Genomic DNA, 23,410 nt, shown 5'->3' with positions numbered 1-23,410 from the left:
CTCTAAATAAAGGTCAAAATTTTCACTTCTTTTACCTTTACTAATTCCTTAAATAGTAACTTTGCGGCTTTGGCACTTTGCAGCGCGATCGCACTAATCGAACCGGGCGCCCCGCAGCTTTTTGGGCATCCAACAAAAGTACCCAGCATTGCACCAATTTCATTATTAAGACGGCAGCGCTTAACACAAAATGCGGGTGAAAACCCACTGCTAGAAGGCGATACGGCATAAGTCAGAGCCACCTATAATCTTAATTTTACTTTTATCGCCGCTTGCTTCTAGAGTCGGTGCAAGCCAAGCGTGACTTTTGAAATCGGTGTAACCAGAGGTAGCGCTTGGTGGGCTTTTGGGACTTTCGACAATGCGCGAATTCTCACCTCTGGCTTACCGTCATCGCACTTTGCACACACCAAGAGCGCGATCGCTTAAAAATTAAAATTCCTCTTTAATTCGTTCTAGCAACTCTTTACCCGCTTGATAGCGCCCACCGCGATAATCCAAAATATCTTTTATTATTTTGGAATCGCTGAAACCCGCGCACGCGGCAGGCTTTTACAGCCCGAATGACGGATTCGGGGTGGTTATTTTCGGTTTCAATCGGCTGTAATTCGCTCTGGTTGGGCGGTTGAGGCGTTACCGTCGGGGGTTCCAAAAAATCAGACAAAACGGAGACGGTTCCTTCATCCTTTGATAGTCGTGGGGTGTCGAGGATCTATTAAACAAGGCTGTCCCGTTTTGTCCAGTTTTACCGTCGGGGTTGAACTTGGTAATATTGGTACTCGCTGCGTAACCGCTTTCATCTCACGGTACGAGGGCGACGTCTTCTTGATCGCCTTATCAGTCATGTGGGGATTCTAAGTAGTTTTGGTAAACGGCGTTGTTGATATGTCCCAAAGCATCCATTTCGTAGTGCCGAACCCGCAATAAAGTCTTGAATTTTTCCATTGGTTGTGATTCCTCAGTTATGCGTGCTGTAGTCGGCGCTTCAGCGCTGAAGCGCCGACTACTAAAGAGTTATCTTAGTGCGTTAAGAATGTTTTCAAGTTTATTAAATTTACCTAGTTTAAACGCTCAATTATGAGAAGATAAATATTAGGTTAAAAAGAAAAATTTTCTTTTTGTAAGTTTTTGTTTTGGCAAGGCAACGCGTTAGCCCCTGCTGCATTTTTCCATGTATTTAAATCGCTGTTAATTAGTCTTTGGAAGTAAGCATTTTTGAGCTTATTACTTTCAAGGATGAAGTTAACTTGACTTGAGTACAGGTTTAGCAAAATTTGGAGGGGATAAAATGGCTGTTCGTAATAACTTAGTTACCAATTTGTGGCAGAGAGTACAACAAGATTCTGTCAGTTGGGGGTCGTTGCTACTTTGGGTGTGTGGATTGGTTGTATTGTTAACTATGTTGGGGATGTTTGCCAACGCTTAAAAGCAGAATGGTAAAAGTAACCAAAATGCACCTGACGATTAAAATCGCCAGGGCTTAATTTTTACCTATCAGTTAAGTGTTAAGCAACAATCAATTCTGGCTCGTTTTCTGTTGGTGCAGCATCTTGTACGAGGGAAGGTGTGTTGCCGTTGCGCTGGAGGATACCGCCAACCATTGCTAATAAGGCGTTTACTTTGCGGGTGCGCCACTGTGTAGTGAGTTTCTGCACTTCTAAAGCAGGCATCCGGCGCATCATTGCTTCGTAAAGATAAGCAGCATGACCGGTTTCGTCTGTGGCAATGCTTAACATTCCTAATTTGAGGTTGCGATCGCTTGGGTTATCATCAGGTAAAACTAACGCCATCCGCCGAAAGTCTTTGCTAGCATCCAATTCTAAAATGTAGGTACTAGCCATAAATACATTCCAGTCAATGGCATCTGGTTTTAGCTGTTCTTGAGAATAACCTTCAAAATAAGCAGCAAAAAAGGGACTGCGATTTTGTTGTGATTTCTTTTCGTCTGTTTTTTTCGGCAAACTCTTAAAATCAATCACTTGTTTATCAAGCTGTTTTAAGGCATGGGCAAAAATTTGACCGTGCCTATTTTCATCTGATGCATGTTTTGCGAGTTTCTCTGCCAGCCATGTATCGCCTTCAGATGCTGCACGTTGGCTTAAAGCTTCGAGAAAAGGTACTGAACCAGATTCAGCCAGCTGGAATCCCGCTAGGACGTTAGGGCGCGTTTTGCGATCGCGAATTTGACTCGCAGAGTAATAAGCCGCAACACCAGAACCCAGCAAATGCATGAAGTGCGTAAATAAGTTCATCAAAGATTCCCGCTGATTTTGCGTCGTCTACATTACCTATACTAATCAAAGATAATTTGAATGATAACTTTACTTTGTTATAAAATCGTGACGCGCCAATTTATAAATTCTCTACCATAATAAAAAAGTTAAACTAGTAAATTTCCATTTTAGTAGTATCATCCCAAAGGAAGATTTTGGTAGTTTAAATGGAGAAATTAATTAAGCCGCTAATTTGGTTTTGTGCAGCCATCCTGATTTTGTCTTTGATGGGATGCGATCGCATCTTCCCACCTTCGGGAGATGTAGTAGAAAGAATCAGTGATGGTGATACTCTCACTGTGAAAGATGCCAAAGGTAACAATATCACCGTGCGCTTTGCTTGTATGGATGCACCAGAAGTACCGCATTCCAAAAAAGAAAGAGAAAGTAAACGCGCAAGCGATCGCAATCAATTTAGTTGGGGTGCGAAAGCGCAAGAACGAGTGCAGGAACTAGTGAAACAAAGTAGCGATCGCGTCACTTTAAATATTACTGATAGCGATCGTTACGGACGAAAAGTTGCCGAAGTGCGTTTAAAAAATGGCACTTTAGTTCAACAAGTCTTGTTGCGTGAAGGATTAGCAAAAGCGTATCGTCCTTACTTAAATAAGTGTCCTAGTAGAGATTTAGTTGAACAGGCTGAAGCTGAGGCGAAGCAAGAAAAGCGCGGTGTTTGGAGTGATGCTAAGTTTATCAATCCTTGGGAATATCGGAGTTTGTATAAGTAGTCTTTGAGGGCTGAAGCCCTCACTACGAATAACTTCAAGATTTAGGCGATCGCTTAACCGGATTCATCCAAGTTTCTAATCGGCTAAACAGTTGTGAAGAAAGCAGTGTTAAGCATAAGTAAACTACCGCTACAGATGCATAAATTTCAAAGGGGCGAAAGTTTTCGGCTACAATTAATTGCCCTTGGCGGAACAATTCTTCAAAGCCGATAATAGCAACCAAGCTAGTATCTTTGAGCAAAGTAATAAATTCATTGCCCAAAGGTGGTAACATTCGTCGTATAGCTTGGGGAAAAATCACATAGCGCATCGTTTCTGTGGAACTCAAACCTAGTGATTGTGCAGCTTCCGATTGTCCAATTTCAATCGATTGGATACCAGCACGGACGATTTCTCCAATATAGGCAGCGCTATTTAAACTTAATGCCACTACCGCTGCTGCAAGACGATTAAAGTTGAGAGGGAAACCAAGTTCAAGAGCGATCGCCGGCAATCCAAAGTAAATCATAAAAATCTGCACAAGCAAAGGCGTTCCCCGGAAAAAATCCACATACGCCCTCGCGAACCAACGCACCGGCGTAATATGGGAAAGGCGGATAATCCCAATTAGAGAACCGCCAATTAAACCCAGCACTACAGAAAATATCGTCAGTTGTACCGATACCAACGCTCCCTGTAATAAAATGGGAAAATACTGCAAAATTAAGCTAATTGAGCCTAATATTCCCGGTTTGCTAGCGCCTGTCTCATTTTGAAATGGTAATTTCAACGGTAATGCTGGCGGTTGTCCTTTAAACCATTTTTGGTATATTTGGGCATAAGTCCCATTTTGCAGTATTCTTTCCAAGCCATCGTTAATTACTTTTAGATTAGGCGAGTTTTTTGGTATGGCAATACCAAAAAACTCCTCTGTCAGTAGTTTACTTACTACTTTAATTCCCTTGAGATTGCCCGTATTAATAGCGTATAAAGTAGCAGGCGCATCATTAATTACTGCATCGACATTACCGTTGACTAATTCTTGCAACGCTACAGGTGCAGTATCAAAAGTGCGAATTTGCGCTCCTGGAATTTCCTTAGCTTTTTTAGCGCTTGTTGTGCCAATTCCTACAGCAATTTTTTTATTTTTTAGACTTTCAAAAGTAGAAATATCTTTGTTGTTATCGCGGATGGCGATCGATAACCCCGCCTTAAAATAAGGACGCGAAAAAGAAACAGCCTTCGCTCGTTCCTCTGTAATCGTAAAAGAACTAATCGCCGCATCTATAGTATTTGCTTGCAATGCAGGGATCATGCCATCAAAAGGTATACTTTGCCAATCAACTTTAAAATTCGCCGCCTGTGCGATCGCATTCATTAAATCAATCGAAAAACCTTCTGACTTACCCCCCTCCCCCTTAAACTCAAAAGGCGGAAAAGCAGGTTGATTCGCCACCCTTAAAGTCTTCCCCCCACCACTTACATCATTATTGAAACTACAACCACCCAGCACCAACAGCAAACAACTCAAACTTACAACCAAACTCAACCGCAGCCAACCCACAACCCTCGAACAAACCATATTCTTCTCTCCCTTCTCTTCCTCTGCGTCGCGCCAGTTGCTTCAAGTCGGGGAACCCGCCCAACGCACTGGCTTCTCTGCACCTCTGCGGTTCGTTAAATAAAATTAGCTTTAACCAACAATCATCTAAACTAAAACCAGATTACCTGTAATGTAGTTGACATTTGGAAATGAATAATTCCATCCCCGCCATCACTTTTGACAACATCGAGAAAAACTTTGGTTCCCTCAAAGTTCTCAAAGGAATCAGCGGCGAAATCAACCGAGGCGAAGTTGTAGCAATTATTGGCTCCTCTGGTTGTGGTAAAAGTACTTTACTACGCTGCTTCAATCGTTTAGAAACGATTAATGCAGGGCATCTAACAGTTAATGGTATTGAAATACACACTAAAAAATTCAGTAATCGCCAACTGCGACAACTGCGGACGCAGGTAGGCATGGTTTTCCAGCAATTTAATTTATTTCCCCATCTGTCAGTGTTAGAAAATTTGACACTAGCTCCGCGCAAAGTCTTAGGGAAAACACCGAAAGAAAGCGCTCAACTAGCGGGGTTGTATCTAGAAAAAGTTGGACTTTTTGATAAAGCATCTGCATATCCCGAACAACTTTCAGGTGGACAAAAACAACGAGTAGCGATCGCTCGTAGTTTGTGCATGAATCCTCAGATTATCCTATTTGATGAACCCACCAGCGCCTTAGATCCAGAACTTGTCGGTGAAGTATTGCAAGTCATGCAGCAACTAGCAGCCGAAGGAATGACAATGGTAGTTGTCACTCATGAAATGCAGTTTGCGCGAGAAGCCGCGCATCGGGTGATATTTATGGATCAAGGTATTGTCGCCGAACAAGGACCAGCTTTTCAGGTAATCTCGCATCCTCAAAGCACGAGGTTGCGTACCTTCCTCAGTCGTCTCAACGCCGTTTAGAAATTACCTATCCACGCTCCAACTTACCACTAACAACTAACACTTTTTAAAGATATTCCCGCAAAAAGTCAAAGGTGTCATCTTCCCAACACGGTTCGGGTATTACCGTCCGCAATTTACTATTAATATCAGCTTCAATTTCATCACCGTCTTCTCTGTCAAACAATTCTACCATTGCTTTCCAGTCACGTTCTTTCATAGCCATTAACAGTGAAGCATATACCTCTGGATTCGTTGAATAATTCACATAAGTTCTTTTGGTTGAGTTGTGCTTACATATTAGTTGTCACGGCTTACAAATAACACATTCTAGCTTTTACAACCCCAGCCCTAGTCCTAAACCAGAGGTGGTCTTATTTATCACATAATTGCCAGCTTTACTTACTCCAACCGGAAAAACTTTACATCCGTTGCGAAAACAAGTCTAAAATCCATATTTAATTACCCATTCCCAATTCCCCATTCCCAATTGAATGAAAGCGATCGCCTGTGCATGATCAAGCGATCGCAAACGAGCATGTAAACCAGATAAACAATAGTACAAGAATACTATGTAACGCGATCGTTGTACAGTTTCCGCAACATCTTTTATTGAGAGTAACGATACTTCTTTAGAAAGACGCAATCATACTGTTGACTCCTTACGATTGTGACGGTTGGAAGTATCGAGCCAGTGCCGTGCTTTCGCATGAAGTCACGACTCAAAGGCTTTCAAAGGAAAGCAGGCATCGTTTCACAGGAGGGTAAACTTCTGTTGAAGAGCCAGTGCGTTGCGGAGGTTCCCTCCGTTGTAGCACAGCCGCGTGCAACTGGCTTGCTTTCCAAGCGTGGAACATTCACATATAGCGTTTTAACAGTTATGGACAATTCATTAGCCCGACCCCTGGCTGTCGTGACAGGTGCATCTAACGGTATTGGCTACGAACTCGCCAAACAGTTTGCCCAAAACGGCTTCGATCTCCTCGTCACGTCCACAGGACCTGGCATCAACGAAGCAGCTCAAGCCTTTGTTGAGCTGGGTGTCAAGGTAGAGACGGTGCAAGCCGATCTTGCCACCTATGATGGTGTTGAGACGCTCTACAACAAGATTAAGGCAACTAACCGACCCCTTGATGCGATCGCTATCAACGCGGGTGTCGGTGTTGGCGGCGACTTTGCCCGCGAAACTGACTTGAAGGACGAGCTTAATCTCATCAACCTGAACGTCGTGTCCTCTGTCCATCTCGCCAAACGGGTAGTGAAGGATATGGTTGAGCGCGGCAAAGGTCGCATTTTGTTCACCTCATCTATCGCTGCCTTGATGCCCGGACCGTTTGAGGCAGTCTACGCAGCATCCAAAGCGTTTCTGCATTCGTTCTCAGAATCATTACGCAGCGAATTGAAGGATACAGGTGTCACCGTCACCGCGCTGATGCCAGGACCCACCGAAACCAACTTCTTCCACCGTGCAGGGATGGACGACACTAAAGTGGGCACGGATAAAAAGGATGACCCAGCAGAAGTTGCCAAGCAAGGTTTCGAGGCACTGATGGCAGGTAAGGACGATATTATCGCAGGTTCGCTCAAGACGAAGCTTCAGGGCGCGGTAAGCAAGGTCTTGCCTGATACAGTCAATGCCGAAATGCACCGCAAGCTCAGTGAGCCTGGGTCAGCCCAATAATGTACGCTAGTTTAACTTGTCATGGATGCTCTGCTTCTATCAATTCCACATTAAATACTTCTGCAAAACATTTTGCCACACAAGAGCGTATTTCTTGACAAGTTATACCAGGAATGTATTGAGCTAAACTGCCTACAGGTTTATCAGCAATGCCGCAAGGTACAATCCGCTCAAAGCCTGTCAGATCCGGACAAACGTTTAACGCAAAGCCGTGCATAGTAATCCAACGGCTAACTTTAATGCCAATGGCGGCTACTTTACGCCCTTCTAACCAAACACCAGTGAAACCGGGAACGCGATCGCCCTGCAATCCATAAACTGCCAATACGCGAATTAATACGGATTCAAGTTGTCGCAGATACCAGTGCAAGTCTTTGCAATAACGTTGGAGATTTAAAATTGGATACCCTACCAATTGACCGGGACAATGGTAAGTAACTTCGCCGCCTCTTTCGACTCGATGCACATCATGCGTGCTTTTGTCAATATCTTTGAGAAATTCTGTTGTGGCTCCCTGTCCCAAAGTGTAGACGGGTGGATGCTCCAGCAATATTAACACGTCATCGAGATTCGGGTTTGATGTGCGTTCATTTAAAAGCGATCGCTGCCACACTAAAGCATCTGAGTATCCCATCAATGCTTGGTTATATACCAAACAACGGTTATATGGCTGAGGATTACTACGGTTCATGCCAAAAATCAACTGAGATAGTACGTAAAAAGTGTTTAAATACACAATGTAAAGTCAACAATTGTCAAGCTTTGCAAAGGATTTTAAAGGAAAGTCAAGGGTTTCTACTTTGGAAAATACAAAGTGCTAGCTTGAATATATAACCTCAATGGTGTTCGGAGGAATTCTCTGCAATAATCATCACGCCACGAAAAAAAAGAACGCTCTGTACGATTCTGTTCACAATTTATTTTGGCGTTAGTGATAAACCTTAGTGTCATTTCCTTTCAAACAAACCAAATACACATCAAACATTGAGCGGGAGATATAAGATGAAGCTTGTCATCCACGGCAAAAATATCGAAATCACCGATGGAATTCGGGAGTATGTGCATCAAAAAATTGAAAAGGCAGCAAGTCATTTTCAAAACTTAACAAACGAAGTGGATGTTCACCTTAGTGTTGCTCGCAATCCCCGAAATAATACTAAACAATCGGCTGAAGTGACTATTTATGCAAATGGTAGCGTCATCCGTGCCGAGGAAAGCAGCGAGAACTTGTACGCCAGTATTGATTTAGTGGCAGATAAAATTGCCCGTCAACTGCGAAAATACAAAGAACGGCGTCAAGATAAGAAAACTAATGCTCAAGTAACGATAGAAGGAGTAGTGCAACCAGAGGTAGTTACAGATTTAATTGGCGATCGCACTCCGGAATTACCCTCAGAAGTTGTTCGTACTAAATATTTTTCCATGCCGCCAATGACAGTTGACGAAGCTTTAGAACAATTGCAACTGGTGGGACACGACTTTTATATGTTCCACAATAGCGAAACCGATGAAATTAATGTCATTTACGAACGCAATCACGGGGGCTATGGTGTAATCCATCCCCGCAATAATAACGGACACACCAACGGTAAAAACGGTAAAGCCACATCTAATAATATCGTCATGCCGGAAAAGTCACAGCATAAGTCGTAAACCCGTAGTAAGCGCTTCAGCGCTGAAGCGCTTACTACGCTACACCCAAATATCAGAGGTGCAATCGCCCCCAGGATAACGCATTTCATGGGCGCGAGAAGCACCATTCGGTTCTTTACCAAAGTCAACGTGGAAGTTTTCGTTGATTTTCAATCCGCCGTTTTCAGTATCGCAGTCAATCTGCAACAAATATGAACCTGTTTTCGACAAGTCAGGATAAAACTGATTATCCCAAGTGCTAAACAGCGAATTTGTCACATAAAGCCGCTTACCGTCAAGACTCAATTGCAACATCTGCGGTCCGCCAGCCAATTTGTTACCTTGAACTTCGCGGCTTTTACCTAACAAACCACCGCACCAAATCTGCCCGACGAGTTGAGGATGGAAAGAATCACTGATATCATATTGGCGAATATCTCCATGCAGCCAATTGGAGAAATAAAGATAGCGATCGTCCATTGAAATCAAGATATCAGTAATCAACGATGGTACGGGAATTTCCCAGCCGGAAACTTCCACCGATGGCACATCAATTACTTTCTCTACTTGCCAATTATCGTTCTTTTTGTACCAATGCCAAACGTTGCTGCTAAGTGCTGCACCGACAAAGCCATGAGTGCTATCAGGATGATGATGAAAGCGCACTTCTAAAGGAATTAACCCTTCTTCGCCTAAGTCTACACTTTGGATTATCTCGTGTTGCAACCAATCCCAGAAATGCAACTGATGACCGTAGTTTCCATCTGTGACATCTTTGAGATTAAAGCCAGGATAATACGTTTTCGGTGCGCCCCACTCGCTACTTACCATGACGTTATGACGCGGTTGATACCAAAAGTCATAATTAAAGCGCATTTCCTTGGCTTTGTTTTCCCAGCGTCCAGCAATGTCAAAATTCTTATCCAGCAACAAAAAGCCTCCGGGTGCATTTCCCTCGCTGTCGCCCAGCATAGAAATCATGATATTACTATCTGCAAGGCAGTGTACTGTGTGCGGGGCGCTTAAGTTCGTTTTTGCTTTAATTTCTTCGGGTTCAATGACTTTGTGCAGTTTTGGTGCTTTCGGATCTGCTGTATCTACAATGTAAATTCGGCTAGACCGTTGACCGGGAATCACCATAAAGCGTCGCGATTTACTTGCATCACCATGACAAGAACTGCAAGCATTCCAGCCAAAGTGATGTAACTCATCACCAATATAAGGCATTGGCAGACGATGAATAATCTGCGAATATGTTGGAGAATTGCGATCGACATCTACAGTTGCTAGATAATCTGGTTCCTCGATACCCGTACCCGTGTAGAGTGCAACTGTATACAGTATTTTTTCTGGTTCTGCCTTGATCGCTGCTTCTGGGGAAGCGTAGCCTGGTCTGCAACAAGTTTGAGTCATCTTTTTATACCTCGATTCTTCGTAGTCAGCGCTTCAGCGCTGAGAATCGCACTAAAGTGCGTACTACGAGCTTATAATTTATGTTTATCTTATATATAAATTAAGTTCCTAAAAATCGCTTGCTTTGCTGTAATTGGTGCATATGATGAAACAAACTCCAGCAGTATTCTTCTGGTAAGCCGCAGGTAACAGCACCCCGCAAAACAATATTAAAATACCAATCGTTAGGCGCGACTTCCGCTGTCAGCTTCTCAACTACTACATAAGTGCGAACGTCTTTATATACTTGATTTTGGCAATGAATATCTACCAATTCTTGCCGATAACCGCCATGAGGTACATCTTCTCTTAAATCGAGGCGATCGCTCAATCGCCAAGGTAGCTGATAAAGTACACCGGTCACGCTAGCTTTTGCATCTTTGACCACATCCAAAACCCCACATTTGCGCGTCGGGGAAAAGCGATAAAACCCCAGTTTATAAGCTTTTAACGTTGCCGCACCGACGACATAAAGATGAGTGTTTTCACCAAGCGATCGCTTCAAATCCACCGGACACATACAAGATCCATACGCAAAATAATAAAACATTGGCTGTATGTAGTAAGTGCTAACTTTTGGTTGTATATTAGCACTACAGATGAGAGCAGGACGTAGCTAGTTGTCAAGTAAAATTTTATTTTAGAAATTAAAACCCAATTACTGATATTGCAAGGCAAGGCAATCGCGAGGGGTTTCCATCCAATGGTCAGTAATGGCGTTCTGCCCACCGTAGGCGATCGCATCCGGGAATTGCCCTTGTGACATTTTTAGTTCAAATATACTATAAATTCCCTGCTCAAGTTTTGGGTGAGTGCGCTTATATTTGATATACATCAATCGCCGTAAATATTTGGAGTTTTGCACTCCTGACTAGTCTAAACTTCAGTATCAAGATGGCAAGCTAAAAATTTATCAAATCTGGACTAATTTATTAGGTAATGGGGCATGGGGCATGGGGCATGGGGCATGGGGCATGGGGCATGGGGCATGGGGCATGGGGCATGGGGCATGGGGCATGGGAAAAAGATTTGACTTTATTCTCACGTTCCCATTGCCCATTGCCCATTGCCCATTGCCCATTGCCCATTGCCCATTGCCCATTGCCCATTGCCCAATGCCCATTGCCCAATCACTGATAACTTTTGCGAATTTGATTCCAAGCTTTGACAACTGCCTGTAAATTCTTGGGTAGGTTATTTTGAGAAATATCGTTGTAACGAACCGTAGTATCATCGCTGGTGACGGTATATGTGATATAATCAGCAGAACCGTTGGTGGCTGGGTAACTTAGATTCTCAAATTCATTGAATCTATGGTCTTTGAGAACTTGTTGAAACTCTCGCACCTTTTGCTGAGAAATTCGCCAAACTCGACGCTCGGAATCATTCGCATCACCGATGCGGTATTGCATCAAACGCCCATCATTAAGTAAAATAGTTTCGTAGGTTTTGCCGATAAAGCCACCGCTAGAAATTTGTCGAAAAACCACATTGCGATCCAATTGTGGTGGTAACTCGCTTACAGGAATAGGTAAAGGTTTAATCTCATCGGGGATTGGGTTAGCGATCGCAATATTGCGAATATCATTCCAAGCTTTGACGACTGTCTGCAAATTTTCAGGTAAGTTATTTCGTGAGACATCATTATACTGAATCGTACCATCAGAGGTAGTGATTGTATAAGTGATGTAATCGGCAGAACCTTGAGTTGCTGGGTAACTCAGATTTCGCAACTCACTTAATTTCTGTTTTTCTAACAATTTTTGAAATTCTTTCAATTGTTGTGGAGAAACCTGCCAAACTTGAGGTTCAAGATCGTTTTCTTTACCTTTTTCATAGCGAATGATGCGTCCGTCATTCAGCAATACAGTTTCGTAGGTTCTCGGAAACAACCCACCACTGGAGATTTGCCGAAAAATGACATTCTTATTCAAAGCTGGTGGTAACTCACTTGTGGGAATCATTACAGGTGTAATTCCGTTATCGGCAATTTCGCTCTTTTTTTCATTGAGCCGAAGTGCAGAACCAGAGGCATCGGTATGATAAACTAAAGTTTGGTCAACTGCGCCTACAACAACCTTCCAACCGTTAACGATCGCTTGAGTACAGCCCTCATCAGGACGCGCTAGATTCAAACAACCGTTATTCCAAGTGCGCTGTTTCGCCTGAACGATAGTTAATTGAGAAATCGGCAGATTCAAACGTCGGGATGCAGCTTGGAGAACAGCATTTTCGAGAGAAGAAGGTAATTTTACTTTTTTACCCTTAGAATGAGTAGAAGCTATTCGTAACAAACGTCCGTTACTATTAGTGTGATAAACCCATTTTTGTTTACCGTCAGACACCACAACCTTCCAACCAGGAACTAACGCTTGGGTGCAGATTTCACCTGGTTGAGATATTCCCAAGCAACCATTATTCCAAGTTCGGGGAGTGGATTCAACAATTTGCAGGTCTTCGATGGAAATTTGCCATCTTTTTGATGCATCTCGCAGCACCGCTGCTTCGACTCGACGCGGCAAATTGTTTGTTGTCATTTCTTTAATGAATTCATTTGTGCTTTCTGCCATTAGGTTCGCAGGCGTTGCGGTAGCATTCTTGATGAGGGTGAAATTGCTACCAATCGACAAAAAGCCAGTCAAAATCAAAACGGTGAAAATTCGTGCTTGATTTGTGGTAAGATAAATTTTAAGGATAGTTTTCATAGCTAGAGTGAAAAGTTAGTGGTTAATCAGTAGTTATTAGCCATTAATCATTAATCGCTAGTTGAATATCAAAGAAGTTCGCGCCTAGCGAATAAAGATAAAAAAGTATATTATCCCACAATAGAAGTAGTTGGGATTAACTTAACGGCATTCTTCGGTGGTACATGTGAAGATAGACACCGCTATACGGGCTATTAGTTCCTAACTTTTAGATTAGATTTATATTTACCAAATCACATCACCCAATTGACTTACCCGGAAGGGTGATTTTGGCGCTTCGACAATCCACTCTTCGCTGCAAACGAGCGGGAAATTGACTTTTTTAACGATATCACGCAGAACGTGCTGTACGATCAAGAAACTCATGATTTGGCGCATCAAATCTAATAGTACTACCTGCCCAGTCTTTCAGATCGGGCGCTAACCAAACTAGCTTTCGCACAATTTCATCATTAACCCACAGCACTACTGGAAAGGGAAACTGTTTTCTAAACTCATCTCGCATGAGATTGGTAGAGATGATGAGTTGATTAATTTCTACCACCGATTCTAAACCTCTGACTATCAAAGCTTCGGGAAAAGTAGTGCCGATCGCGTCTGTTAAAGGTGTATAAAGTGTCTTAGCGCAAGGTGGAATCAGGACTTCTCGGATATCTGCTGAGGAAAATTCTTCTAACCAGCTGACTATTTGCTGTTGCCTTTTGACATCGCAGGACGCTAACAGTAGTGAAAACTCTCCATCAGCCATCATAATTGCCCGTGCCAGCCTTTTAATAGCTGCTGTGTAGTTTGTCGTGCTGTCTGGGGAATTAATTAAGCTAATCATTGAGAATCCTACTAAATTAAATTTTAATAATTAAATTGTTATAGTTGAGAAAATTACCCCGGCTTGCGATTCTGACAAGCTAGGGTAATTTTGATAACCAAAATATACTCCTGATGCGGTTATTGAGCGTGTAGTGTTAGACCCCCCATTCAGGAATACCGATTGGCTAATTAGGAAATCTCTTGACCATCAATCGTGCTTGGGCATTAGGATATAGCTGAATAAGTGCTTGAATTTGAATCATTTCATTGTCCGGAAAAATTAGTAAAAAGTAATATATAAGCGGAGGCGATCGCTTTGTTGGAGTCATTAACTTGTGTGATTTCTCGATCCGCACGGCATTTCGACCGTTAAATAAGGTCTTAAACGGCATTTTGCCGCTTGCTGACCAACTTACTGCAACCATCCGTCTACGGATTGTAAGGTGAATAATCAAGTAATTCCCAGCGAAACGACTGGGGAAGACTTGATTCTAACCATTGTTCAACGAAAAGTGTCCAATAGCGTCGGGTTCCATTCGTTTCGTTAGTTGGGTCGTCTAACTCCCACAAAATTTCTGGACGACCAATTAGTTGTAAAGACACATTTCGCTCAAAGTCCAAAAAAATCAGACCAGCGTGGGGATTTTCTACAAAGTTGCCCAGCGTGTTAAACATACTGTTGCCTGCATAATCGGGAATTCGCAGGGTGCGGTCATCCAGAACTCGAACGAAACCAGGATTTCCACCCCGATGCGATGCATCAACTCCACGAATTGGATGGGCACTGGCAACAAAAAATGTGTCAGCAGTCGCAATCAACGCACTTTGTTCTGCTGACAGCGTAAGTCCTGTTCGTGCTGCTTTTGAAGTTGTAGTTTTGTGATTGCGGGTGATGTGTCGTCGCTGGATGTACTTCGGGCAGTTTGGGTAAGATTCCCAAACGTTTAACTGTAACTCTGTTTCTGACAAGCGAGTTACTTTACCGTTGATGCGAAGACGACGACGGGTAGCAAGTTCGATTACCAACATTCCGATTTGTGGATTATGTTCAATGTTTGTCCAAAAAGGATCGAGACTGTTGCAAACAGCTTGGTTTAAGTCAAATTCAACTGTGCTTTGGTCTACAGCGCTGATGAATCCTGGAGAACCAAACAAAATCGAAGCCCAAACATTTTCGCTAACGTCTACACTACCCAATACTACCATCGGCTGCTGTTCGATAAACTTCAGCGCACCTGGTATAATTTTGTCAGCAATTATCTGCCCATTGCGTTGGGCAATTTCCACTTCACCAAAGCGCTGTTGTATTAGTTGTTCACCATCATGGAAAGGATTAGCAATTGACATAAATATTACCTTTTGACATTTAGATACCCCACTTCGCACAAGAAGTCGGGTATCTTGTTTTTTGAGCTAAAATGTTAAAACGTGATAGCCATCTGCTATCAACTTCCGCAGACTGGGTAAGCCTGTTGTACCCGGTACTGAGTTATCTTTAATTAGGTCGAAGCCCGACTTCACCGCATCTTCCGCAGCACCGAATACATCCGCACAACCCCATGAAACGCCGGCAATCGTGTCTTTAATTGCCTCAAATAAATCATGTGCTGGATGTTCCGGTTTGGTTAATCCAATGAGTGCGAGTACCCGCACCTGGGAATAATACCGTAACATCATCACCGTTTTGTTTGAAGTCATAAACTGATGCTAGAGCGTTAAATAAGCGACAAGAGCGCTTCTTCTGTTGTCGTTGGGTCGGAAAGAATCACAATTGCAGCTTTCATGGTTAATCTTCTTTAAACCGAACGTTCGGTTTAAACCGATTCTCAGTTGGGAAATACGTATGTGCGATCGCCTAAATCAATTATCTAACAATTTTAAACCGAACGTTCGGCTTGATAATTAATGTACCGAACGTTTGGTAAAATGTCAATAAGTTAAACAAAAAAATCTCATGGATAAGATTGAAGCTTCTCAACGGTTAGTTAACGTGTTTCGGCAGTATGGTTACGAAGGGGCAACTTTGTCTCGCATTTCCAAAGCAACGGGGTTAGGCAGAGCAAGTCTTTACCATCACTTCCCGGATGGAAAACAACAGATGGCACAGGCAGTGCTGGAATATGTAAACCAGTGGTTTGCGGCAACAATTCTCGAACCGCTGCGTCAGTCGGGTGAACCACTAAAGCGTATCCAAGTTATGAGTTTCAACTTGAAGCAGTTTTACAACTGCGGGCAAGATGCGTGTTTATTGGCATTGTTTAGTCTGGGGGAACCGAATGATTTATTTCACCAGCAGGTAAGTCAGGCACTGAATGCTTGGATTGATAATTTGGCAAAAGTGTTAGAAGAAGGGGGTTTGTCGGAAATGACGGCACGTCAACGTGCAGAAGATGCGGTGATGCAAATTCAAGGTGCGCTAGTTTTAACACGGGGACTTGATAATACTGCACTATTTGAAAGGGTGTTGGAGCAACTTCCACGACTTTTGGGGAAGGTTGACTAAAAAAGGAAGTACTTTTTATACCCTTTTACAATATTTTCGGTATAATTATGGCTATTTTCGCCGCTTTTTATAAAAAGGAAAGTTGTGAATTATACTGTTAATTTATGGCTTTTTGAAGGTTACGAATTTTTATTATATTACTGAAAGTAGATGATGAGGGTTGTGAGTAAACAAGCGTTCTTTTCTGCGGTGGTAGCTTTAAGTATAATAGCGGCGGTGATGTTGTCTTTTCCTTTAAACGCGCAAAATCCGCGTGTGGGAGCAGCGGAGTTGCGGGGGGTGTGGTTAACTAATATTGATAGCGATGTGTTGTTTGAGCGATCGCGTCTGAATAAAGCTTTGCAACGCTTAGACGAATTAAACTTTAATACTGTATATCCGACTGTTTGGAATTGGGGCTGGACGTTATATCCTAGTAAAGTAGCGCAAAGTGTAATTGGGCGATCGCTCGATCCGACACCGGGATTGCAACGACGTGATATGCTCAAAGAAGTTGTCGATGTCGGACACCAAAAAGGCTTAACAGTCATTCCCTGGTTTGAATTTGGCTTTATGGCACCGGCTGATTCGCAACTAGCTAAACGTCATCCGCAATGGCTGACAAATCGCGTTAACGGTACGCAAATTGTCAAAGAAGGAACTCACAATCGCGTTTGGTTGAATCCCTTTCACCCCGAAGTACAACAATTTATCCAAAATTTAATCGTCGAAATCGTCAGAAATTACAACATCGACGGAATTCAATTTGATGACCATTTTGGTTTACCATCAGAATTGGGATATGATGCTTACACAGTTGCCTTATACAAAAAAGAGCATAATGGCAAAGCTCCCCCAACAGACTTTAAAAATCCAGAATGGGTAAGTTGGCGAGCAAACAAAATCACCGGCTATATGAAGCGGGTATTCACAGCCATCAAAGCAACGAAAAAGAATTGCATCGTTTCTGTTGCACCTAATCCGCAACGCTTTTCCTACGACTTCTTTTTAGCAGATTGGCAGAAGTGGGAACGGATGGGACTAGTTGAAGAATTAGTTTTACAGATATACCGGAATGACTTGAATGTGTTTAACAGCGAATTAGAATATCCGGAAGTCAAAGCAGCACGCAGCCACATTCCTGTAAGTATCGGCATTTTATCAGGTTTGAAAGGTCGATTTGTGCCGATGCAACAAATTGAAACACAAGTGCAAAGTGTACGCGATCGCAAGTTTGCTGGTGTATCCTTCTTCTTCTACGAGACTTTATGGAATCTCGCTAACGAAAAACCCCCACAACGTCAAACTAGCTTTCAAAAGCTTTTCCCCACACCCAAAGCGTATCCGAACTTGCTTTTAGGTTGGAAAGGTTGAGAAAGAGGGGACAAGGGGAGCCAGCGCCGTGCGGAGGTTCCCTCCGTTGAGGCGCCTGGCGTGGACAAGGGGGCAGGGGAGGCAGGGGAGGCAGGGGAGGCAGGGGAGGCAGGGGGACAAGGGGGACATTTTTTCTTTCTATTACCCATTCCCCATTACCGATTACCGATTACCGATTACCGATTACCCAATTCCCAAACGTCCAGCCAAAGCGGGAGTTAAAGGTAAAAGGGTAGCTATCATTAAGAATAAAGCTAAAAGACCTAAAGCAGCGCGTGCATCGTCGGGTTCGCTGATTTCGTTTAAGCTGGGACGTTCTAAATCCCGTTGTAAAAATAAAATCACGATCGCCCAATACATTGCAAGCGGATTTGCTAAAGATGCTATTCCTAAAACAATTAAAGTTGCTACTGTGACTCTTCCTGCGGTTTTGCGTCCGTAAATCGCTTGGACAATGCGTCCACCATCTAATACACCGGCTGGCATTAAGTTTATCGCGGTGATGACCAATCCTAACCAACCAATCACCACTAAAGGATGAATATCCACCACAGATGATTGTAACGCGGAACCGAGAATTATCCGCGCCAAGCTTCCTACCAAAATCGAACCTTGGAAAAACTCGTTTGGTAGTTGAAACAAACTACCTTGATGAGAAAGCAATAAGCCAATTATCAATGTCACCAGAGAAGCAATTCCACCTGCGGCTGGACCTGCGATCGCGATATCGAATAATACCTTGCGATTGGGTAATAAAGATTCAAAGCGAGTAATTGCCCCAAATGAGCCAATTTGCACGGCGGGAAGAAAGAAGGGTAAACTTAAACGGATTTGGTGACGCCGTGCGAGTAACCAATGACCAAGTTCGTGAATTAGCAAAATCGTCAAAATACCCGCAGCGATGGGTAAAGCTTCAGCAAAGCGGGATGGATTCTCAAAGAAATCGAATCTTAATAGTAAACCGGCAGCTTCTAAACTGGTGGCGATCGTTGCTAAAAATAAAATACCAGCAAAGATTTTTTGCGATAATGTTGACGGACGCGGGTCATTACTGCTGGGTAAGACGATAATTACCGATTTCCCATCTGGGTTTTCCACCAGAAACAAGCGATATTTATCACCCAAGCGTTCCTCTAAACTGATGGTAAGGCGATTGTGAACTTCTTCGGGTTCTCCGCGTAGATTACCTTTGAAAATCGCTCCTTGTTGATAAGCGATCGCTTCTGTGGCAAAAAATGTATCTAAACCGAAAATACCTTTAATTGCGTTCAATTCCTCTTCCGGAATTCGCGGTTCTTCCAGCTTTAATTCCGCATTCACTGCATTTTGTGGAGTTTCTGGTGTTGGGGTAGCGGCTAATCTTTCTGTCGCACGTTGTTTGAGAATCGCGTCTTGTCCAGCTGCTCGCAACTTTCTTCCCAAAAAGATGTATAAGGCAGTCGATCCCACCAATAAAAATAGCACACCGACTATATTGATGTAAATCCCCGCAGCAAACAAACCAAAAAACAACAGCCAAGGAGTCATCAACACCACCGACTGCAACCAAGCTAAGATGCCGAGTTTACCAAATGGTCTGGCGCGATAAAAGCCCCAAGCCAAAATGCCGAAAAAAACCAGCACGATTGCCGTAATAATAGGAGTTTCTGAAGCAGTAAGCATTTTCAATCTATTTTTCTTAATTTTCGCACGGGCGACGGTCAGTTTTTCTAGACGTTACCAGGAATGAGCGTAAATAAATGGAAAACGAACCGCAGAGAACGCTGAGGACACAGAGAAAGTAGAGTTTGAGAGAGTTGTGTAAGTGCTAAATCTATAATCCCGCTTGTAATGTTCTCAAAAATGTAACAGTGCCAAGAAAGTAATTACATAGGTGCTAGTTTTACTTATGTAACCCGATCAAGTATCTATATAAGGTAAAATTACGGTGAACAACCGCATTCATTAAAAGTGATACCCCTCTTTCCTTACAAGATTACCTGTATTCTTCTTTCTTTTCTTCCTTTGCGTACTTGGCGTCTTCTCCTGTCGGAGACGCTACGCGAAGGCGGTTCGTTAATAAATATTCTTTCGGTCGCAAAACTGATAAAATGGTGATTCATCGTTCTTTAGCAGCAATTGTTGGCATTCTCATGTTGTCGCATCCGATGGTGGTGACTGCATCTATCCCAAGTGCGATCGCTCAACAAGTACCAAATAACTCCCCAGAATACGTTAAGGCAAAGCAACTTCAGGATGAAGCCGATAAACTTTTGCTGCAAGGTACAGGTGAATCTAAACTACAAGCGATCGCACTTTACTCTCAAGCGCTTTTAATTTGGCGAAAAATAGGCGATCGTAATTCGGAAGCTACCACACTTTTAAGCATCGGTACGCTTTACTATACGCTTTCGCAAAACCAAAAAGCGCTCGAATATTACAATCAAGCTTTAGTTATTAGACGCGAACTTAAAGATCGTTTTGGCGAAGCTGTGATGCTTTCTTCTCTTGCTGGTGCTTACTCGAATTTGGGCGATAAGCAAAAGGCATTACAATATTACAACCAAGCGGTGTCATTATTTCAAGCTGAGAAAAAACTTGACTTTGCAGCGATCGCCCTAATCGGTACTGGCGGAGTTTACTTTAGTTTGGGCGAAACCCAAAAAGCAATCTCAGCATACAATCAAGCCTTAGAAATTCAGCGTACCACAAAAGATACTGCCGCTCAAGCTAGGACGTTGAATGCGATCGCTTTAGTTTACACTACCTTAGGTGAGTCGCAAAAAGCTTTACCAATCTTAAATCAAGCACTGGAAATTCAACGTTCGAGAAAAGATATTAACGGACAAGCTGAGACTTATAATAGAATTGGTTTACTTTATCTTTCCCTAGGTGAAAATCAGCAAGCGCTTGACTCGTTAAATCAAGCTTTGAAACTGCAACAACAAGCGCAATTTAATCTGACTGGAAGTGCGCTTGTGTTTAACCTTTCTCAACAAGCGCAAATTATCATCGGTATTGCTGCTACTTACAGATCGTTAGGCGATTATCCGAAAGCGATTTCATACTTCAATAGTGCGCGTATTCTTTTACAAAAAGCCGGAAATCGTTACGGTGAAGCGGAAGTTTTCGCGCAAGTTAGTTTATTATACGATGAATTGGGCGATAAACAAAAAGCTCTGGAATCTTTAAATCAAGCTTTGGTACTTCAACGTGCGAATAGCGACAAGGCTAGAGTTGCTTTCACCCTTGGTAGTATCGGCGATATTTATCAATCATTCGGCGATTATCAAAAAGCTCTAGATACATATAATCAAGCATTAACTCTTCAGCGTCAAGTACAAGATCGTTCTGGAGAAGGAAAAAGTTTGAAAAGTATTGCTCAAGTATATAGTTATTTAGGAGATTATCAACTAAGTACTGATACTTACGCGCAAGCATTGGAGATATTTAAAAAAATAGGCGATCGCTCAAGTGAAGCGCAAATTCTTGATAATATTGGTACAGTTTACCGAATTGCGGAAGATTATCCCAAGTCACTAGAATACTACAATCAAGCACTGAAGTTGTGGCGCGAACAAAAAGATGTATTTAAAGAATTTGCTACCCTGAGTGGGGTAATTAGAGTTTATGAATCATTAAAAGATTATCCGAAAGCGCTAGAAGCTGCCAACCAGGGACTTTTATTATCAAAAGAAAAACAAAGCAGCTTTGGTGAAGCTTCAGCTTATGCTTTTATTGGCAGGGTGTATCTAGCGTCAGGAAATTATCAAAAAGCCATAGATGTTTCACAAGATGCAGCATCTAGATTTGCCAAAATCGGTATTCCAATAGCAGAAGCTAACGTTTTCGGCAATATTGGCAAAGCTTACAATTCATTAAAGCAGCCAGACAAGGCAATCAACAGTTACAATACTGAACTAAAGCTGCGGCAAAAATTAGGCGATCGCACAGGTATTGCGGATACACTATATTATATTGCCGTGACGGAACGCGATCGCAACAACTTTCAACTCAGCCGAACTAAAATAGAATCGGCGATCGCGATCGTTGAAGATATCCGCACCAAAGTTAATAACCAAGAACTGCGAAGCTCATATTTTGCCTCAATACAGAAATATTATCAGTTTTACATCGATTTATTGATGCGGTTGCACAAACAGCAACCCTCTCAAGGATACAACGCAATAGCTATGCAAGTTAGCGAACGCGCTCGCGCCCGCAGTCTGGTAGAATTGTTAAATGAAGCTAACGCTGATATTCGTCAAGGTGTAGATCCGAAGTTGCTAGAACTTGAACGCAACTTGCACACAAAATTAGATGCTACAGAAAAACGCCAAATTGAATTATCCAGCAAACAAAATACAGAAACGCTACAAAAAGAAATTGTCACTCTTTTAGAACAATATCAACAAGTCAAAGCCCAAATTAGAGCCACCAGTCCGCGTTACGCTGCACTTACACAGCCTCAACCTCTTACATTAGCACAACAGCAGCAGCTACTTGATAACGATACCCTACTTTTAGAATATTCTTTAGGCGAGGAACGCAGCTATCTTTGGGCAGTCAGCAAAACAAGCATTACCAGTTACGAATTACCCAAACGTGCAGAAATAGAAGTTACCGCAAAGCAATTTTATCAGTCGCTGAAGAAACCGAGAAGAATGTCGGTGGTATCTAATCCCAATTCACCTACAGATGTCGAAGTCGCAACCAAACTGAGTCAGATGCTTTTGCAACCCGTCGCCAAAGAGTTGGGAAAGCGTTTGCTGATTGTCAGTGATGGTGCGTTGCAGTATTTGCCGTTTGGTGCATTGCCGAACCCGAAGAACCTAACCCCCCAACCCCCTTCCCTGCGTTCGCGTAGCGTCTCGAAGAGAGGGAAGGGGGAGTCTAACTCTCGTCTGCGAGGAGAAAAGGGGGAGTCTAACTCCCCTCCCCTTGCAGGGGAGGGGCAGGGGGAGAGGTCACTTACGCCTTTATTATTAGAACATGAAATAGTCAATTTACCTTCAATATCTACTTTATTCTTTTTGCGGAAAGAAGTAAATAACCGTCAAAGAGCACCGAAAGCGATCGCAATTCTCGCCGATCCGGTTTTTAGCAGCGACGATCCGCGCTTGAAATTACCGCAAAAAAAGCAGGCAGTAGACAAAAGCAATGTCAACAACCTCGACTTAGCAAGATCCGCCAGAGATGCTGATGTATCTTTTAGTCGCTTGCCCTTTACGCGCAGCGAAGCCGAACGCATATTAGCTTTAGTTCCTGATGCCTTACGCAAAGAGGCATTTGACTTTACGGCAAGTCGGGCGATCGCTACCAGCCCCGAACTAAGTCAATATCGCATCGTCCATTTTGCAACACACGGTATCCTTAATAGCACGCAACCCGAATTATCTGGGGTAGTCCTGTCGCTGTTTGACAATAAGGGTGTACCGCAAAACGGTTTTTTACGACTTCACGATATTTTTAACCTCAACTTGCCAGCAGAATTAATCGTCCTCAGTGCTTGCGAAACAGGTTTGGGCAAAGAAGTCAAAGGAGAAGGATTAGTAGGCTTGACAAGAGGCTTCATGTATGCAGGTAGCCCGCGAGTGGTCGTCAGTTTGTGGAGTGTCGATGACGAAGCCACATCAGAATTGATGACAAAATTTTATCAAAAGATGCTGCAAGACAAATTAAAACCTGCGGCAGCGTTAAGGCAAGCACAAATAGAAATGTTAAAAAATGAGAACTTTGCCGCACCCTATTACTGGGCAGCATTTACACTTCAAGGCGAGTGGAAATAATTCTTAAATTATAACCCAGCAATCTACACATCTACATTTGGC

27 protein-coding genes are annotated in these 23,410 nt (G+C 42.9%); 11 read left to right on the top strand and 16 right to left on the bottom strand.

Annotated features, from left to right (window positions below; translation table 11 throughout):
• Positions 1-2: 2 nt before the first annotated feature.
• Positions 3-242, bottom strand: coding sequence for a hypothetical protein (locus PI95_RS35985; protein ID WP_039740148.1), 240 nt, complete (start codon positions 240-242; stop codon positions 3-5).
• Positions 243-300: 58 nt separating this feature from the next.
• On the opposite strand from PI95_RS35985, the gene PI95_RS36855 reads away from it, so the two are divergent.
• Entirely contained in the window at positions 301-429 is a 129-nt protein-coding gene (locus PI95_RS36855) for a hypothetical protein (RefSeq protein ID WP_268896783.1), read from the top strand.
• A 408-nt stretch (positions 430-837) separates the two neighbouring features.
• Here PI95_RS36855 and PI95_RS37185 read toward each other — a convergent pair whose 3' ends face one another.
• Positions 838-945 carry an acyl-CoA thioesterase family protein gene (locus tag PI95_RS37185; RefSeq protein WP_336507240.1) on the bottom strand — a complete coding sequence of 36 codons (108 nt, stop codon included), beginning with the start codon at positions 943-945 and terminating at the stop codon, positions 838-840.
• Positions 946-1,288: 343 nt separating this feature from the next.
• On the opposite strand from PI95_RS37185, the gene PI95_RS35270 reads away from it, so the two are divergent.
• Positions 1,289-1,426 carry a hypothetical protein gene (locus PI95_RS35270; protein ID WP_200819363.1) on the top strand — a complete coding sequence of 46 codons (138 nt, stop codon included), beginning with the start codon at positions 1,289-1,291 and terminating at the stop codon, positions 1,424-1,426.
• Between the two features lie 79 nt (positions 1,427-1,505).
• Here the strand turns inward: PI95_RS35270 and PI95_RS17250 are convergent, their stop codons facing one another.
• The gene (locus tag PI95_RS17250; RefSeq protein ID WP_039740150.1) at positions 1,506-2,252 is read right to left on the bottom strand and encodes a ferritin-like domain-containing protein; all 747 of its coding nucleotides are present in this window, start codon (positions 2,250-2,252) and stop codon (positions 1,506-1,508) included.
• A 188-nt stretch (positions 2,253-2,440) separates the two neighbouring features.
• Here PI95_RS17250 and PI95_RS17245 point away from each other — a divergent pair, with 188 nt between their 5' ends.
• The gene (locus tag PI95_RS17245; protein WP_039740152.1) at positions 2,441-3,001 is read left to right on the top strand and encodes a thermonuclease family protein; all 561 of its coding nucleotides are present in this window, start codon (positions 2,441-2,443) and stop codon (positions 2,999-3,001) included.
• A gap of 34 nt (positions 3,002-3,035) precedes the next feature.
• Here PI95_RS17245 and PI95_RS17240 read toward each other — a convergent pair whose 3' ends face one another.
• Entirely contained in the window at positions 3,036-4,562 is a 1,527-nt protein-coding gene (locus tag PI95_RS17240; RefSeq protein WP_039740154.1) for an ABC transporter permease subunit, read from the bottom strand.
• A 170-nt stretch (positions 4,563-4,732) separates the two neighbouring features.
• Here PI95_RS17240 and PI95_RS17235 point away from each other — a divergent pair, with 170 nt between their 5' ends.
• The gene (locus tag PI95_RS17235; RefSeq protein ID WP_039740156.1) at positions 4,733-5,488 is read left to right on the top strand and encodes an amino acid ABC transporter ATP-binding protein; all 756 of its coding nucleotides are present in this window, start codon (positions 4,733-4,735) and stop codon (positions 5,486-5,488) included.
• Positions 5,489-5,534: 46 nt separating this feature from the next.
• Here PI95_RS17235 and PI95_RS17230 read toward each other — a convergent pair whose 3' ends face one another.
• Positions 5,535-5,735 (bottom strand): hypothetical protein, encoded by a 201-nt coding sequence (locus tag PI95_RS17230; protein ID WP_201280494.1) that lies wholly within the window; start codon positions 5,733-5,735, stop codon positions 5,535-5,537.
• 177 nt (positions 5,736-5,912) lie between these two features.
• The gene (locus PI95_RS17225; RefSeq protein WP_163518961.1) at positions 5,913-6,113 is read right to left on the bottom strand and encodes a hypothetical protein; all 201 of its coding nucleotides are present in this window, start codon (positions 6,111-6,113) and stop codon (positions 5,913-5,915) included.
• A gap of 234 nt (positions 6,114-6,347) precedes the next feature.
• Here PI95_RS17225 and PI95_RS17220 point away from each other — a divergent pair, with 234 nt between their 5' ends.
• A complete protein-coding gene (locus PI95_RS17220; protein ID WP_039740703.1) occupies positions 6,348-7,148 on the top strand; it encodes an SDR family NAD(P)-dependent oxidoreductase in 801 nt (266 codons plus the stop codon).
• 19 nt (positions 7,149-7,167) lie between these two features.
• On the opposite strand, the gene lipB is transcribed toward PI95_RS17220, so the two are convergent.
• The gene (gene lipB / locus PI95_RS17215; protein ID WP_039740165.1) at positions 7,168-7,839 is read right to left on the bottom strand and encodes a lipoyl(octanoyl) transferase LipB; all 672 of its coding nucleotides are present in this window, start codon (positions 7,837-7,839) and stop codon (positions 7,168-7,170) included.
• A 311-nt stretch (positions 7,840-8,150) separates the two neighbouring features.
• Between lipB and hpf the strand changes: the two genes are divergently transcribed.
• A complete protein-coding gene (hpf, locus tag PI95_RS17210) occupies positions 8,151-8,801 on the top strand; it encodes a ribosome hibernation-promoting factor, HPF/YfiA family (RefSeq protein ID WP_039740167.1) in 651 nt (216 codons plus the stop codon).
• Positions 8,802-8,840: 39 nt separating this feature from the next.
• On the opposite strand, the gene PI95_RS17205 is transcribed toward hpf, so the two are convergent.
• The 3 genes from PI95_RS17205 to PI95_RS17195 form a co-directional block, all read right to left on the bottom strand.
• The gene (locus tag PI95_RS17205; RefSeq protein WP_039740169.1) at positions 8,841-10,193 is read right to left on the bottom strand and encodes a selenium-binding family protein; all 1,353 of its coding nucleotides are present in this window, start codon (positions 10,191-10,193) and stop codon (positions 8,841-8,843) included.
• A gap of 100 nt (positions 10,194-10,293) precedes the next feature.
• Positions 10,294-10,782: a gamma-glutamylcyclotransferase family protein gene (locus tag PI95_RS17200; protein WP_163518960.1), complete on the bottom strand. Its 489-nt coding sequence runs from the start codon at positions 10,780-10,782 to the stop codon at positions 10,294-10,296.
• Between the two features lie 108 nt (positions 10,783-10,890).
• Positions 10,891-11,097, bottom strand: a complete 207-nt coding sequence (locus PI95_RS17195; RefSeq protein WP_163518959.1) for a hypothetical protein — start codon at positions 11,095-11,097, stop codon at positions 10,891-10,893.
• Between the two features lie 74 nt (positions 11,098-11,171).
• Here PI95_RS17195 and PI95_RS17190 point away from each other — a divergent pair, with 74 nt between their 5' ends.
• A complete protein-coding gene (locus tag PI95_RS17190) occupies positions 11,172-11,369 on the top strand; it encodes a hypothetical protein (RefSeq protein ID WP_163518958.1) in 198 nt (65 codons plus the stop codon).
• On the opposite strand, the gene PI95_RS17185 is transcribed toward PI95_RS17190, so the two are convergent.
• The 5 genes from PI95_RS17185 to PI95_RS17165 all read right to left on the bottom strand — a co-directional run bounded on the left by PI95_RS17185 (position 11,363) and on the right by PI95_RS17165 (position 15,442).
• Entirely contained in the window at positions 11,363-12,937 is a 1,575-nt protein-coding gene (locus PI95_RS17185; RefSeq protein ID WP_039740175.1) for a DUF8738 domain-containing protein, read from the bottom strand. The two genes, PI95_RS17190 and PI95_RS17185, sit on opposite strands and share 7 nt — an antisense overlap.
• Before the next feature lie 331 nt (positions 12,938-13,268).
• Positions 13,269-13,763: a hypothetical protein gene (locus PI95_RS17180; protein WP_039740177.1), complete on the bottom strand. Its 495-nt coding sequence runs from the start codon at positions 13,761-13,763 to the stop codon at positions 13,269-13,271.
• A gap of 166 nt (positions 13,764-13,929) precedes the next feature.
• Positions 13,930-14,169, bottom strand: coding sequence for a hypothetical protein (locus PI95_RS17175; protein ID WP_039740178.1), 240 nt, complete (start codon positions 14,167-14,169; stop codon positions 13,930-13,932).
• Positions 14,170-14,173: 4 nt separating this feature from the next.
• A complete protein-coding gene (locus PI95_RS17170; RefSeq protein WP_039740181.1) occupies positions 14,174-15,091 on the bottom strand; it encodes a pyridoxamine 5'-phosphate oxidase family protein in 918 nt (305 codons plus the stop codon).
• 66 nt (positions 15,092-15,157) lie between these two features.
• A complete protein-coding gene (locus tag PI95_RS17165) occupies positions 15,158-15,442 on the bottom strand; it encodes a hypothetical protein (protein WP_201280491.1) in 285 nt (94 codons plus the stop codon).
• 256 nt (positions 15,443-15,698) lie between these two features.
• On the opposite strand from PI95_RS17165, the gene PI95_RS17160 reads away from it, so the two are divergent.
• The 3 genes from PI95_RS17160 to PI95_RS17150 all read left to right on the top strand — a co-directional run bounded on the left by PI95_RS17160 (position 15,699) and on the right by PI95_RS17150 (position 17,822).
• On the top strand, positions 15,699-16,247 hold the full coding sequence (locus PI95_RS17160) for a TetR/AcrR family transcriptional regulator (RefSeq protein WP_039740183.1): 549 nt from the start codon (positions 15,699-15,701) through the stop codon (positions 16,245-16,247).
• A gap of 219 nt (positions 16,248-16,466) precedes the next feature.
• Positions 16,467-17,600, top strand: a complete 1,134-nt coding sequence (locus PI95_RS17155; RefSeq protein WP_236117087.1) for a glycoside hydrolase family 10-like protein — start codon at positions 16,467-16,469, stop codon at positions 17,598-17,600.
• A gap of 60 nt (positions 17,601-17,660) precedes the next feature.
• Positions 17,661-17,822 carry a hypothetical protein gene (locus tag PI95_RS17150; protein ID WP_163518957.1) on the top strand — a complete coding sequence of 54 codons (162 nt, stop codon included), beginning with the start codon at positions 17,661-17,663 and terminating at the stop codon, positions 17,820-17,822.
• Here the strand turns inward: PI95_RS17150 and PI95_RS17145 are convergent.
• A complete protein-coding gene (locus PI95_RS17145) occupies positions 17,784-19,262 on the bottom strand; it encodes a site-2 protease family protein (RefSeq protein ID WP_039740188.1) in 1,479 nt (492 codons plus the stop codon). The genes PI95_RS17150 and PI95_RS17145 overlap by 39 nt on opposite strands.
• A gap of 428 nt (positions 19,263-19,690) precedes the next feature.
• Here PI95_RS17145 and PI95_RS17140 point away from each other — a divergent pair, with 428 nt between their 5' ends.
• A complete protein-coding gene (locus PI95_RS17140) occupies positions 19,691-23,368 on the top strand; it encodes a tetratricopeptide repeat protein (protein WP_039740189.1) in 3,678 nt (1,225 codons plus the stop codon).
• The last annotated feature ends 42 nt before the right edge of the window (positions 23,369-23,410 follow it).

Source organism: Hassallia byssoidea VB512170 (assembly GCF_000817785.2).
Taxonomy (GTDB): domain Bacteria; phylum Cyanobacteriota; class Cyanobacteriia; order Cyanobacteriales; family Nostocaceae; genus Hassallia; species Hassallia carrinoi.
This window is presented reverse-complemented; position numbering and strand designations above follow the sequence as displayed.

What these genes read in the sequence shown, in the direction of transcription:
- PI95_RS17160 (WP_039740183.1), top strand. Translation starts at nt 15,699, where the DNA reads ATGGATAAGATTGAAGCTTCTCAACGGTTAGTTAACGTGTTTCGGCAG.
- PI95_RS17145 (WP_039740188.1), bottom strand. Translation starts at nt 19,262, where the DNA reads ATGCTTACTGCTTCAGAAACTCCTATTATTACGGCAATCGTGCTGGTT.
- hpf (WP_039740167.1), top strand. Translation starts at nt 8,151, where the DNA reads ATGAAGCTTGTCATCCACGGCAAAAATATCGAAATCACCGATGGAATT.
- PI95_RS17190 (WP_163518958.1), top strand. Translation starts at nt 11,172, where the DNA reads ATGGGGCATGGGGCATGGGGCATGGGGCATGGGGCATGGGGCATGGGG.
- PI95_RS17220 (WP_039740703.1), top strand. Translation starts at nt 6,348, where the DNA reads ATGGACAATTCATTAGCCCGACCCCTGGCTGTCGTGACAGGTGCATCT.
- PI95_RS17170 (WP_039740181.1), bottom strand. Translation starts at nt 15,091, where the DNA reads ATGTCAATTGCTAATCCTTTCCATGATGGTGAACAACTAATACAACAG.
- PI95_RS17245 (WP_039740152.1), top strand. Translation starts at nt 2,441, where the DNA reads ATGGAGAAATTAATTAAGCCGCTAATTTGGTTTTGTGCAGCCATCCTG.
- PI95_RS17205 (WP_039740169.1), bottom strand. Translation starts at nt 10,193, where the DNA reads ATGACTCAAACTTGTTGCAGACCAGGCTACGCTTCCCCAGAAGCAGCG.
- PI95_RS17250 (WP_039740150.1), bottom strand. Translation starts at nt 2,252, where the DNA reads ATGAACTTATTTACGCACTTCATGCATTTGCTGGGTTCTGGTGTTGCG.
- PI95_RS17235 (WP_039740156.1), top strand. Translation starts at nt 4,733, where the DNA reads ATGAATAATTCCATCCCCGCCATCACTTTTGACAACATCGAGAAAAAC.
- PI95_RS37185 (WP_336507240.1), bottom strand. Translation starts at nt 945, where the DNA reads ATGGAAAAATTCAAGACTTTATTGCGGGTTCGGCACTACGAAATGGAT.
- PI95_RS17180 (WP_039740177.1), bottom strand. Translation starts at nt 13,763, where the DNA reads ATGATTAGCTTAATTAATTCCCCAGACAGCACGACAAACTACACAGCA.
- PI95_RS17165 (WP_201280491.1), bottom strand. Translation starts at nt 15,442, where the DNA reads ATGACTTCAAACAAAACGGTGATGATGTTACGGTATTATTCCCAGGTG.
- PI95_RS17200 (WP_163518960.1), bottom strand. Translation starts at nt 10,782, where the DNA reads ATGTTTTATTATTTTGCGTATGGATCTTGTATGTGTCCGGTGGATTTG.
- PI95_RS35270 (WP_200819363.1), top strand. Translation starts at nt 1,289, where the DNA reads ATGGCTGTTCGTAATAACTTAGTTACCAATTTGTGGCAGAGAGTACAA.
- PI95_RS17240 (WP_039740154.1), bottom strand. Translation starts at nt 4,562, where the DNA reads ATGGTTTGTTCGAGGGTTGTGGGTTGGCTGCGGTTGAGTTTGGTTGTA.
- PI95_RS17185 (WP_039740175.1), bottom strand. Translation starts at nt 12,937, where the DNA reads ATGAAAACTATCCTTAAAATTTATCTTACCACAAATCAAGCACGAATT.
- PI95_RS17175 (WP_039740178.1), bottom strand. Translation starts at nt 14,169, where the DNA reads ATGGTTGCAGTAAGTTGGTCAGCAAGCGGCAAAATGCCGTTTAAGACC.
- PI95_RS17155 (WP_236117087.1), top strand. Translation starts at nt 16,467, where the DNA reads ATGTTGTCTTTTCCTTTAAACGCGCAAAATCCGCGTGTGGGAGCAGCG.
- PI95_RS17140 (WP_039740189.1), top strand. Translation starts at nt 19,691, where the DNA reads ATGGTGATTCATCGTTCTTTAGCAGCAATTGTTGGCATTCTCATGTTG.
- lipB (WP_039740165.1), bottom strand. Translation starts at nt 7,839, where the DNA reads ATGAACCGTAGTAATCCTCAGCCATATAACCGTTGTTTGGTATATAAC.